Here is a 12,136-nt window from a genome sequence, read left to right as displayed (position 1 = left end):
GCGAGCTATGCGGGGAAGCGGCCGCGCTTCACCTGCGGCTTCGGGATGCGGATCATTCGGAACTGCAGCGCCCGCATGACGGCGTACCAGGTGAGGCCGCGCTCGAGGGTGCCGAACTTGTCCCGCAGCCGTCGCTTCATGGTGAAGGTCATGATGGCCGAGTCGATCACGGCGATCGCGAAGAATCCCCAGAGCACGAAGATGCCGTAGTACTGCAGCGCCTTCACCGGCACGAATGTGAAGACGATGATCACGAGCATCACCGGCATGAGGAACTCGGCGACGGTGTAGCGGGCGTCGACGTAGTCGCGTACGTACCGGCGCTGCGGACCGCGGTCGCGCTGGGTCAGGTAGCGCTCGTCGCCTGCCGCCATGCCGAGCCTAGCCCGCTCGCGCGCCTCGGCGTTCTTGGAACGTGCGTCCTTGGCTGCCGCCTTGCGGTCGGCCGGCACCAGGGGACGTTTCCGCGCGGCTTCTCGCTCGGCGCGACTCGGCGTCGCGTGTCCTTTGCCGCTCGTCGGAATCATCTCTGATTCGGCGGCGGGGACGGTTGGTTCTGCTCTTTTGGCCACGGAAAGTCCTCGATAGTCGTCCGATTAAGATTACCCGCATGAACGAAGCCGATCAGCCACGGGACGATCTCACGCAAGCACTCGACGACGCTGTGCAGGCGGGCATGCCGCACGCCGTCGCAGACCTCACGGACCTGGTGCGCATCCCGTCGGTCTCCTGGTCGGCGTTCGACTCGAAGAACGTCGAAAGCAGCGCGGATGCCGTCGCGCGCCTTCTGCGCGACCTTCATGTGTTCGAGAGCGTGGCGATCGCCCGGGCGCCGATCGGCGACAGTGTGCCCGGCGGTGACGCCGAGCAGGGCCAGCCCGCTGTCATCGCCCGCCGGCCCGCGCGCGGCGGCGCCCCGACCGTTCTTCTCTACGCCCACCACGACGTGCAGCCGCCCGGCAAAGACGAGGACTGGCAGACGTCGCCGTTCGAGCCCACCGTGCGCGGGGACCGGCTCTACGCGCGCGGTGCCGCGGACGACAAGGCCGGGGTCATGGCGCACGTCGCCGCGATCAGGGCGCTGACCGAAACGGTCGGAGACGAGTTCGACCTCGGTCTCGCCGTATTCATCGAGGGAGAGGAGGAGTTCGGATCCCGTTCGTTCGCAAACTTCCTCGCCCAGAACAAGGACTCCCTCGCCGCCGACGCGATCGTCGTCGCCGACTCCGACAACTGGAGCGTCGACGTGCCCTCGCTGACCGTCGGCCTGCGCGGCAACGTCACCTTCCGGCTCACCGTCTCCACACTTGAACACGCCTCGCATTCCGGAATGTACGGCGGGGGAGTGCCCGACGCGATGATCCCGCTCGTCAAGCTGCTCGCGACCCTGCACGACGACGAAGGATCGGTCGCGGTGGAGGGCATGACGACCCACGACGCCGACGTACCCGACTTCTCCGAGGATCAGTTGCGCGAAGACGCGGCAGTGCTCGACGGCGTCTCGCTGATTGGCCTCGGTCCCGTGCTGTCCCGGCTCTGGAACCAGCCGACGGTGACGGTGACCGGAATCGATGCACCGAGCGTGGCCAACGCATCCAACACGCTTCTGCCCTCTGCGGCAGTGCGCATCAGTGCGAGGGTCGCGCCAGGGCAGCGCGCGCGCGACGCGTTCGAAGCGCTCGAGCGGCACCTGCGCACCCATGTCCCCTTCGGCGCCCACGTCGAGATCGATGACGTCGACCTCGGCGACCCTTTCCTCGTCGATACGAGCGGCTGGGCGGCGCTGGAGGCGAAGGCCGCGATGCGGGATGCCTGGCGTGCTGAGCCCGTCGAGGCCGGCATCGGCGGCAGCATCCCATTCATCGCCGACCTGGTGCGCGAGTTCCCGGATGCCCAGATCCTGGTCACGGGAGTGGAAGACCCTGACACCAGGGCGCACAGTCCGAACGAGTCTCTGCACCTCGGCGTCTTCCGCCGGGCGATCCTGACCGAGGCCCTGCTTCTCGCGCGCCTGAACAAGCGGGGCTGACGCCCATCGTTCAGGCGGCTGACCTACACTGAGGCCAGGCAAGACTTCCTAGGAAGGGATGAGGCACTCGATGAGCGAGACCACTCTCACCGGCGCCGGCACGGCGACCGAGTCCAAGGCGCACGGCGTGCTCCTGACGGATGCCGCCGCAGACAAGGTGCGCAGCCTCCTGAACCAGGAGGGTCGCGACGACCTGCGTCTGCGCCTGGCCGTGCAGCCCGGCGGATGCTCTGGGCTGATCTACCAGCTGTACTTCGACGAACGCTTCATGGACGGCGACGCCACCGTCGACTTCGGCGGAGTCGAGGTCATCGTCGACAAGATGAGCGCACCGTACCTCGACGGCGCCACCATCGACTTCGAAGACACGATCCAGAAGCAGGGCTTCACGATCGACAACCCCAACGCGAGTGGGAGTTGCGCCTGCGGCGACAGCTTCCACTGATGACTGAGGCGAGAGCAAAGCACGCTTGCGTGCTTTGCCGAGCCGATGGAGTCAGTTGAGCGCGAAGCGTGATCACTGATGACTGAGGCGAGAGCAAAGCACGCTTGCGTGCTTTGCCGAGCTGATGGAGTCAGTTGAGCGCGAAGCGTGATCACTGATGACTGAGCTCATCTGACGAAAAGGACCGGCCGATCAGCCGGTCCTTTTCACATTTCGAAAGGATGCCGGCACCCGGGCGGAAGGTGCGTCCGGCACGCGAAGGCCCCCGCGATGGCGATAGGCTAGGCAATGGTCATCGCAGCAGCGAATGCCGCTGCGCCCACGAATCACTCGAAAGGTCACCGGTGCGTCACAATCGCCGTTTCCGATGGGCTGCACTTCCGATCGCAGCAATGGTCGCGCTGGTCTTGGCCGGCTGCACGCAGTCCCAGTTGAACGGATTCCTACCCGGATTCAACGGCAAGACCCCGGTCACCAACCACACGGAGCGCGTCTCCGGCCTATGGGTCACCTCGTGGATCGTGCTGCTCCTGGTCGGACTCGTCGTGTGGGGCCTGATCATCTGGTGCGTCATCGTGTACCGGCGCCGCAAGGGCCAGACCGGTCTTCCTGTGCAGCTGCGCTACAACATGCCGATCGAGATCTTCTACACCATCGTTCCGCTGGTCCTGATCCTCGGCTTCTTCGCCTTCACCACGCGCGATCAGGACGCGATCGAGAAGCCGTATGCGCACCCCGACCTGACCATCCAGGTCTACGCCAAGCAGTGGTCGTGGGACTTCAACTACCTCTCCAACGACGTCTACGACCCGGGCATCCAGGCGCAGCCGAGCGATAAGGCCGACGTTCCCGCCGGCTCGGTTGTCGAGGCCAAGCTCCCCACGCTCTACCTGCCTGTCGACAAGAAGATCACGATCAAGCTCAACTCTCGCGACGTCATTCACTCATTCTGGGTTCCGGCCTTCCTCTACAAGAAGGACGTCATGCCGGGCCACACGAACTACATGTACTTCGAGCCGACCCGGGAAGGCACCTATCAGGGCAAGTGCGCCGAGCTCTGCGGCGAGTACCACTCCGCCATGCTCTTCCAGGTCAAGGTGGTCTCCGAGTCCGAGTACCTGCAGCACATTCAGGACCTGCGGGACCGCGGTTACACCGGCAGTCTCGGCTCCAACGACGATCGCAACCTGAACCAGCCCGGAACGGGCGCCCCGAAGAACAACGACTAAGGCATCGGCGAAGTAATGAGTACGACTACAGCACCGGCCCCCGCGACGACCACGCCATCCGTTCAGACTCTTGGCGGGACGAGAATCCATCGCAAGGGCAACATCCTGGTCAGCTGGATCACGTCGACGGATCACAAGACGATCGGGTACATGTATCTGATCACGTCGTTCGTCTACTTCTGCATCGGCGGCGTGATGGCCCTGATCATCCGGGCTCAGCTGTTCGAGCCGGGTCTGCAGGTGGTGCAGACGCGCGAGCAGTACAACCAGCTGTTCACGATGCACGGCACGATCATGCTGCTGATGTTCGCGACGCCGTTGTTCGCCGGCTTCACGAACGTGATCATGCCGTTGCAGATCGGCGCACCGGATGTCGCTTTCCCGCGTCTGAATGCGCTGGCGTACTGGCTCTTCAACTTCGGCTCGCTGATCGCGGTCGGCGGATTCCTCACGCCGCAGGGCGCGGCCTCGTTCGGGTGGTTCGCGTATGAGCCTCTGTCGTCAGCGACGTTCTCGCCGGGGCTGGGCGGGAACATGTGGTTCATGGGGCTCGCGATATCGGGCTTCGGCACCATCCTGGGTGCGGTGAACTTCATCACGACGGTGATCACGCTCCGTGCGCCGGGTATGACGATGTTCCGGATGCCGATCTTCACCTGGAACGCGATGGTCACCTCGATCCTGGTGCTGATGGCGTTCCCGGTGCTCGCGGCCGCGATCCTGGCCGCTGCTGCGGATCGTGTTCTGGGTGCACACGTCTTCGATGCCGCGAACGGCGGTGCGATCCTGTGGCAACACCTGTTCTGGTTCTTCGGGCATCCCGAGGTGTACATCATCGCGTTGCCGTTCTTCGGCATAGTCACCGAGGTGTTCCCCGTCTTCAGCCGAAAACCGGTGTTCGGCTACAAGACGCTGGTGTATGCCACGATCGCCATCGCCGCGCTCTCGGTGAGCGTGTGGGCGCATCACATGTACGTGACGGGCATGGTGCTGCTGCCGTTCTTCTCCCTCATGACGATGTTCATCGCGGTGCCGACCGGGGTGAAGATCTTCAACTGGATAGGCACGATGTTCCGCGGTTCGCTCACCTTCGAGGCACCGATGCTGTGGGCGATCGGGTTCCTTGTGACGTTCACGTTCGGCGGTCTCACCGGTGTGATCCTGGCGTCGCCTCCGCTGGACTTCCACGTCTCCGACTCCTACTTCGTAGTGGCGCACTTCCACTACGTGGTGTTCGGCACGGTCGTGTTCGCGATGTTCTCCGGCTTCTATTTCTGGTGGCCGAAGTGGACCGGCAAGATGCTCAACGACCGGCTGGGCAAGTGGCATTTCTGGTTGCTGTTCATCGGTTTCCACACCACCTTCCTGATCCAGCACTGGCTCGGCGTGGTGGGAATGCCGCGTCGTTACTACAGCTACTTGCCGCAAGACGGCTTCACCTGGATGAACCAGGTGTCGACGATCGGGGCAGGCATCCTCGCGATCTCGATGATCCCGTTCTTCCTGAACGTGTACATCACAGCGCGCACGGGTGCGAAGGTGACCGTGAACGATCCCTGGGGCTATGGCCGCTCGCTGGAGTGGGCGACGAGTTGCCCGCCGCCGCGACACAACTTCACGTCGATTCCGCGCATCCGCAGCGAGTCGCCGGCGTTCGACCTGAACCACCCCGAGGTCGGTCTTCCCGTCGGAGTAGGACCCGGCAAGGATGCTCCGGATGCTCCGGTGCTCGACGCGTCAGATGCAAAGGTGAAGTGACATGCGTACCAGTGCAACAGTCTTCTGGATCATCGCCGCCTTCTTCTTCCTGATGGCCATCGTCTACACGGTGTGGTCGTGGTTCTACTACCCGCACCATCAGCTCGAGCCGGTGGGCACGGTGGCTCTGACGCTGACCGGGATCCTCGGGGTCTTCATCGCGTTCTTCCTCATGCGCACCCACGCCACGCAGAACGGTGTGGAGCTGCCCGAGGACCGGCTCGACGCCAACATCGATGACGGCGACCCGGAGTTGGGCCACTTCAGCCCGTGGAGCTGGTGGCCGTTCATGCTCGGGCTCTCGGCCGCAATCGGTGCACTCGGCATCGCCGTGGGATGGTGGATCGTTCCGATCGGCGGTGCTCTTGCCACCGTCAGCCTGGTCGGTTGGGTGTACGAGTACTACCGGGGCTACTTCGCCCGCTGACAGGCAGTCGCTTAGCGAAGCGGCCTCCAGGGATCTCCTGGGGGCCGCTTCTTGCGTTACGAGGGGTGGGGACGGAACCGCAGCACGTCGACGGCAACGGTGACCTCGCGGGGCAGGCTACCAGCCGGCTGCTCACTGCCGTGATGGCCGGCGGGCCCCATCGCGCGCAGAGCGATCGCCATCTCTCGCGAAACTGCGAGCGTGTACCGAACGGGGGTTAGCTGCTCAGGGATGAAGTGCCCGGCGAATTCCTCGGTGACGTGCTGCGCCTTGTCGGCGGGCACGTCGAGCATGGGCATGGCGCGGCGCAACTCGATCAGATGATCCTGCCTCGGAGTCGCAATCACCAGGCATCCATCCGGGGCGAGGATGCGCCTGAACTCGCCGGCGTTGCGCGGGGCGAACACGTTGATGATCGCGTCCGCGGAGTGATCCCGTATCGGCAGGGGTCGCCAGGTGTCGGCGACGAGGCCGTCCGCGTGCTCCCGGCTGAGGTGCTTCACCGACCGTCGCACGGCCTCGGAGGAGATGTCGGCGGCGAGGACGCTCACGGGGGAGTGCGGCTCGGCGAGGATCCTGGCGGCGTAATGTCCCGTACCTGAGCCCGCGTCGAGGAGCCGCCGTGAGCCCGGACGTCGCACGTTCTCCGCGACGACACGGGCGACAGGGTCGTAAGCGCCGCTGCCCAGCAGGTCGGCGCGCGCATCCAGCATCTGCGGCGTGTCACCGGCGATACGCGGCTGGGAGGCCAGCATGCTGACGTACCCGCGCTTGTTCACGTCGAAGCGATGTCCGTTCTCACAGCCCAGGACGAGGGGTGGGAGCGGAAAGAGCGCTTCAGAACAGATCGGGCACCGAAGCCACTCCGACAGCGTCGTGAGTGACATCGGTGCCCGATCGAGGAGGGTGGCTACCGCGTCAGTGGTGACCGTGCCCGGACTCGAGCTCGTTCTTCGTGACCGGCTCGAGACGGTCTTCGAAGAACCACCGGGTCATCCCGGCTCGCAGTCGTGCACCTGCAGTGATCTTGCCGCGGGAGTTGGGGCGCAGCATGAGCGGCTGGTACGTGTCGTAGCTGATCAGACGCCACCGCTCGTACTCGTCGAGCGGCTGGTGCACCTCGATGAATTCGCCGCCCGGCAACTTCACGATTCGGCCCGACTCGTAGCCATGCAGCGCGATGGAACGGTCTTTCTTCTGCAGAGCGATACAGATTCGCTTCGTGACGAAGTAGGCGACGATCGGTCCAAGGATCAGCGTGATCTGGAGCGAGTAGATGACGCCTTCCATCGTCAACTTGAAGTGCGTCGCGATGATGTCGGAACTCGCTGCGGCCCACATGACGGCGTAGAACGTGACTCCGGCGGCGCCGATCGCAGTGCGCGTGGCCTGGTTGCGGGGCCGATCGAGGATGTGGTGTTCGCGCTTGTCACCGGTGATCCACGCCTCGATGAACGGGTAGATCGCGACGAGCACGAGGAACACCACGAGGATGACCACGGGTATGAATACGTTCAACGACCAGGTGTGATTCAGCCAGACGAACTCCCAGTGCGATGGCATCAGACGCAGCATGCCGTCGGCGAAGCCGATGTACCAGTCCGGCTGGGTGCCCGCCGAGATCGGCGAGGGGTCGTAGGGACCGTAGAGCCAGATCGGGTTGATCGTGAACAGCGACGCCATGAGGGCGAGCACGCCGAACACGATGAAGAAGAACCCGCCGGCCTTTGCCGCATACACAGGGAGGATGGGATAGCCGGCCACGTTCTGCTGCGTACGGCCCGGTCCCGCGTACTGGGTGTGCTTGTGCACCACGATGAACACGAGGTGCAGCGCGATGAACGCCACAACCAGAGCGGGTAGCAGCAGGATATGGAGCGTGTACAGGCGTCCCACGATCGAGGTGCCGGGGAACTCCCCACCGAAGATGAGGAAGTTGAGCCACGTGCCGATGACCGGGATGCCCTGGATGAGGCCCGAGATGATGCGCAGACCGTTGCCCGAGAGCAGGTCGTCGGGGAGCGAATAGCCCGTGAACCCCTCCGCCATCGCCAGCACGAACAGTGTGAAGCCGATCACCCAGTTCAGCTCGCGCGGCTTGCGGAAGGCGCCGGTGAAGAAGATGCGCAGCATGTGCAGGCCGATGGAGGCCACGAACAGCAGCGCCGCCCAGTGGTGAATCTGGCGAACCAGGAGGCCGCCGCGCACATCGAACGAGATGTTGAGCGTGGAGTTCATGGCGGCCGACATCTGGATGCCCTTCAAGGGCACCCAGGAGCCGTGATAGATCACGTCGGCCTGTGAGGCCTGGAAGAAGAACGTCAGGAACGTTCCGGTGATCAGGATGACGACGAAGCTGTACAGCGCGATCTCGCCGAGCAGGAACGACCAATGGTCGGGGAAGATCTTGCGGCCGAACTCCTTGACGACGGCGGAGATGCCGGTGCGTTCGTCGATGTAGTTCGAGGCGGATGCGGTGAAGCTGCGCTTGGGGGCCGTGGTTTCAGCGGCAGTCGTGGTGGTCAATTGCGCTCCCAGAAACTCGGGCCGACGGGCTCGTGGAAATCGCTCTGCGCGACGAGATAACCGTCGGAATCCACTTCGATCGGCAGCTGAGGCAACGGACGGCTCGCCGGACCGAAGATGACACGTGCCTCGTGGGTGATGTCGAACTGCGACTGGTGACACGGGCACAGCAGGTGATGTGTCTGCTGTTCGTACAGCGCGACCGGGCATCCGACGTGGGTGCAGATCTTGGAGTACGCCACAATGCCGTCATAGGCCCAGCTCGCGCGCCCGTGCGTCGGGTGAAGGTCTTTCGGGTCGAGGCGCATCAGCAGCACCGCGGCCTTGGCCTTCTCGTCGAGGGCGTCCTCCTTGTCGTTGATCCCTTCGGGCATCACGTGGAACACGGATCCGATGGTGACATCGGATGCCTTGATCGGCGTTCCGGAAGGATCGCGGGTGAGCCGCATTCCCTTCTTCCACATGGTGTGGGAGAGGAGCTTCACCGGGTCTTGGTTCTGCGGGCCGAGCCCACGGAACAGCACGATCGCTGGGAGCGGGAAGGCGACGAGTGCACCGATCAGGGAGTTGCGGATCAGGGTACGACGGCCGAACCCGGACTCGGCGTCGGCTTCTTTGAAGATCTCGACGGCTCGTTCCCGCGTCTCCATCGAGCCATGCACGGGGTGACGGAGGTCGATGCCCTCCTTGTCGACCATCAGTGCCTTGGCCCAGTGGACCGCGCCGAAGCCGATCGCGAGAAGGGCGAGCGCCATGCCCAGGCCTATCGCGAGCGTGCTGAAGCGAACGTCGGAGATCTTGCCAGACTCGATCGGGAACGCGATGTAGGCGGCGATCGCCCAGATGCTTCCGACGATGGACACGTAGAAGAGCGTGTAGATCGTGCGCTCGGCGCGGCGCTGCTTGCGCGGGTCCTTATCGGTGATCCTCGCGCGGTGCGGCGGGAAACCGGGGTTCTCCACGGCGTCCTGCACGATGACCGCCGTTCCCGGGTCGCCGGGACGGTGGTCGACGGCCGACGAGGCGGCGGGCGTGATCTCCGTGCCGCCGTTATCGTCCTGTGCCATTGCTCTCCTTCTTGCGCGCGCCTGCGAACCGCGGGCGCATCAGTTCGACTTCGCCGTGATCCAGACCGTCAGAGCGACGATCGAACCGAGGCCGAAGATCCAGATGAACAGGCCCTCGGCCACCGGGCCGAGCGATCCGAGCTCGAAACCGCCGGGGGAGGGATTGTTCTGGATGAAATGCAGGTAGGTGATGATGTCCTTCTTGCCCTCCGGCGAGATGTTCCGGTCGTTGAAGACCGGCATGTTCTGCGGGCCGGTGACCATCGCCTCGTAGATGTGCGTCGGAGAGACACCGCGCAGCGGGGGAGCGTACTTGCCTTCGGTGAGGGCACCGCCGGCACCGGCGACGTTGTGACACATCGCGCAGTTCACGCGGAATAGCTGGGCGCCCTTAGCCGCGTCGCCGTTCGGGTCGGTGATGTCAGATCCGGGGATACCGGGCCCGGGAGCCAGCGATGCCACGTACGCCGCCAGCTTGTCGATGTCCTGCTGGCTGAACTGCGGCGGCTTCTCCTCGGCCTGCGGTCCCTGCATCGCCATCGGCATACGGCCCGTACCGACCTGGAAGTCGACGGCCGCGGCACCTACGCCGATCAAGCTGGGAGCGTCACTCGTGCCCTGCGCTTCGAGACCGTGACAGCTGGCGCAGTTGGCTTGGAAAAGTCTCTTGCCCGCGCCGATGTCGCTCTGGCTGGATGCCGTGGCGTCTGCGCTCGAGCCCGTCGCGTTGAACGCGGCGTATGCGCCACCGGTCAGACCGAGCCCGATCGCGATGAGTGCGACGGTGGCCAGCGGATGCCGGCGTGCGCCCTTGCGCTTGCGAGCGGTCTTTTGCGTTGTCTCCCGCATTGGGTTGCCCTGCTCCTGATCTCTATTTGAGGACGTAGATGACCAGGAAGAGCCCGATCCAGACGACGTCGACGAAGTGCCAGTAGTACGAGACGACGATGGAACTCGTCGCCTCCTTGTCTCCGAACCTCCGCACCGAGAACGCGCGGCCGACCACGAAGAGCATCGCGATGAGACCGCCGGTGACGTGCAGAGCGTGGAATCCCGTGGTGAGGTAGAAGGCCGACCCGTAGGCGTTCGAATCGATGGCGACGCCTTCGCTGATGAGGCCGGCGTACTCGACGACCTGGCCCGCGACGAAGATGGCGCCGAGAGCATAGCTGAGCGTGAACCACTCCGCCATTCCCCACTGGCGCGGGCTCGGGCCGGTGGCGCGGGCCTGGAATCGCTCTGCGGCGAAGACTCCGAACTGGCAGGTGAACGAGCTGGCGACCAGGATGAGCGTGTTCGTCAGTGCGTATGGAACGTTGAGGTGCGGTGTCTCGGCGGCCCACAGCTGCGGCGACGTCGAGCGCAGCGTGAAGTAGATCGCGAACAGGCCCGCGAAGAACATCACCTCACTGCCCAGCCAGACGATGGTCCCGACGGCGACCACGTTGGGGCGGTTGATCGTCGGCGCCGTAACCGATGGAGAAATCGAGGTGCTCGTCACGTGTCCCATTATGGCCGATTTCGAGGGCCGGTTTTCGCAATCGGCCGCCGAATGAGGCGGATTGCAATCCCCTAATATCGCCTGTATGGCGGAAACCCGTACCTGGCCGACGATCATCTCGACCGTGCTCGAGGGTGAACATCTGAGCGTGGCCGATGCGGCGTGGGCGATGGAACAGGTCATGACGGGCGAGGCTACCGATGCCCAGCTCGCCGGATTCCTGGTCGCCCTGCGCACCAAGGGGGAGACGGTCGACGAGATCGTCGGATTCCGCGACGCGATCCTGGAGCACGCCGTGCCGCTGCCGTTGGATCCGATGGCGCTCGACATCGTCGGAACCGGAGGCGACCGCTACGGGACGGTGAACGTATCGACGACGGCATCGATTGTCGCAGCGGCATCCGGTGTCCCCGTGATCAAGCACGGCAACCGGGCGGCGAGCTCGCAATCGGGCTCCTCCGACGTGCTGTCTGCGCTCGGGCTGGATCTTGCGCTGCCCGCCGATCGCGTTGCCGAGGTCTTCGAACGTGCAGGCATCACCTTCGCGTTCGCCTCCCTCTTCCACCCCGGGTACGGGAACGCGGCAGCCGTGCGCCGCGAACTGGGCATCCCAACCGTGTTCAACATCCTCGGTCCCCTGATCAACCCGGCCCGCCCGGAGGCGTCCGCCGTCGGCGTTGCGCAGCTGGACCGGGTTCCGCTCATCGTTGGCGTCTTCCAGACCCGTGGAGCGACGGCCCTCGTGTTCCGCGGCGACGACGGCCTCGACGAGCTTTCGACGACCGGGCACAGCCACGTGTGGGAGATTTCGCGAGGCCTCGTGACGGAGCACGACATCGACCCGCGCGAGCTGGGCATCCCTCGAGCCGACATCGACGACCTGAAGGGCGGCGACGCCGCACACAATGCCGAAGTCGTGCGTGCAGTCCTGGCGGGGGAGAGGGGACCTGTGCGCGACATCGTGCTGCTCAACGCGGCCGCGGGCCTGGTCTCGTTCGAACTGGCATCCGATCCGGCAAGCGGGCAGCGCAGCATCCTCGGACGATTCGCGGAGAAGCTGCGCGTCGCGGGGAACGCGATCGACTCCGGCGCGGCCGCAGCGAAGCTCGAGGAATGGATCGCGGCGTCGCGATAGCGGCGCTTGCGAACCGCGG

12 protein-coding genes are annotated in these 12,136 nt (G+C 64.8%); 6 read left to right on the top strand and 6 right to left on the bottom strand.

The window, feature by feature from the left end:
- Positions 1-5 precede the first annotated feature (5 nt).
- Positions 6-527, bottom strand: coding sequence for a DUF3043 domain-containing protein (locus ACYVI5_RS05675; RefSeq protein WP_460579498.1), 522 nt, complete (start codon positions 525-527; stop codon positions 6-8).
- Between the two features lie 83 nt (positions 528-610).
- Here ACYVI5_RS05675 and ACYVI5_RS05670 point away from each other — a divergent pair, with 83 nt between their 5' ends.
- From ACYVI5_RS05670 to ACYVI5_RS05650, 5 genes are all read left to right on the top strand, one after another.
- On the top strand, positions 611-2,029 hold the full coding sequence (locus tag ACYVI5_RS05670; RefSeq protein WP_460579340.1) for a dipeptidase: 1,419 nt from the start codon (positions 611-613) through the stop codon (positions 2,027-2,029).
- A 70-nt stretch (positions 2,030-2,099) separates the two neighbouring features.
- On the top strand, positions 2,100-2,474 hold the full coding sequence (locus ACYVI5_RS05665; protein ID WP_460533866.1) for a HesB/IscA family protein: 375 nt from the start codon (positions 2,100-2,102) through the stop codon (positions 2,472-2,474).
- 344 nt (positions 2,475-2,818) lie between these two features.
- Positions 2,819-3,703 (top strand): aa3-type cytochrome oxidase subunit II, encoded by an 885-nt coding sequence (gene ctaC, locus ACYVI5_RS05660; RefSeq protein ID WP_460533868.1) that lies wholly within the window; start codon positions 2,819-2,821, stop codon positions 3,701-3,703.
- A gap of 15 nt (positions 3,704-3,718) precedes the next feature.
- Positions 3,719-5,461: a cytochrome c oxidase subunit I gene (gene ctaD, locus ACYVI5_RS05655; protein ID WP_460533870.1), complete on the top strand. Its 1,743-nt coding sequence runs from the start codon at positions 3,719-3,721 to the stop codon at positions 5,459-5,461.
- 1 nt (position 5,462) lies between these two features.
- Complete coding sequence (locus tag ACYVI5_RS05650) at positions 5,463-5,888, top strand: cytochrome c oxidase subunit 4 (protein WP_460533872.1); 426 nt, start codon at positions 5,463-5,465, stop codon at positions 5,886-5,888.
- Between the two features lie 56 nt (positions 5,889-5,944).
- Here the strand turns inward: ACYVI5_RS05650 and ACYVI5_RS05645 are convergent, their stop codons facing one another.
- Genes ACYVI5_RS05645 through ctaE form a run of 5 tightly spaced genes read right to left on the bottom strand, consistent with a single transcriptional unit; the run spans position 5,945 to position 10,991 of the window.
- Positions 5,945-6,775: a class I SAM-dependent methyltransferase gene (locus ACYVI5_RS05645; protein ID WP_460579339.1), complete on the bottom strand. Its 831-nt coding sequence runs from the start codon at positions 6,773-6,775 to the stop codon at positions 5,945-5,947.
- A gap of 31 nt (positions 6,776-6,806) precedes the next feature.
- Positions 6,807-8,414 carry a cytochrome b gene (gene qcrB, locus ACYVI5_RS05640; RefSeq protein WP_460579338.1) on the bottom strand — a complete coding sequence of 536 codons (1,608 nt, stop codon included), beginning with the start codon at positions 8,412-8,414 and terminating at the stop codon, positions 6,807-6,809.
- Complete coding sequence (qcrA, locus tag ACYVI5_RS05635) at positions 8,411-9,481, bottom strand: ubiquinol-cytochrome c reductase iron-sulfur subunit (protein WP_460579337.1); 1,071 nt, start codon at positions 9,479-9,481, stop codon at positions 8,411-8,413. The genes qcrB and qcrA overlap by 4 nt, the downstream gene beginning before the upstream one ends.
- A 39-nt stretch (positions 9,482-9,520) precedes the next feature.
- Positions 9,521-10,330: a cytochrome bc1 complex diheme cytochrome c subunit gene (qcrC, locus tag ACYVI5_RS05630; RefSeq protein ID WP_460579336.1), complete on the bottom strand. Its 810-nt coding sequence runs from the start codon at positions 10,328-10,330 to the stop codon at positions 9,521-9,523.
- A 22-nt stretch (positions 10,331-10,352) separates the two neighbouring features.
- A complete protein-coding gene (gene ctaE / locus ACYVI5_RS05625; RefSeq protein ID WP_460533881.1) occupies positions 10,353-10,991 on the bottom strand; it encodes a cytochrome c oxidase subunit 3 in 639 nt (212 codons plus the stop codon).
- A gap of 76 nt (positions 10,992-11,067) precedes the next feature.
- On the opposite strand from ctaE, the gene trpD reads away from it, so the two are divergent.
- A complete protein-coding gene (trpD, locus tag ACYVI5_RS05620; protein ID WP_460579335.1) occupies positions 11,068-12,117 on the top strand; it encodes an anthranilate phosphoribosyltransferase in 1,050 nt (349 codons plus the stop codon).
- The last annotated feature ends 19 nt before the right edge of the window (positions 12,118-12,136 follow it).

The organism is Humibacter ginsengisoli (assembly GCF_054780095.1).
Note: the sequence above shows the minus strand (reverse complement) of the source record. Positions and strands in the feature narration are given on the sequence as shown.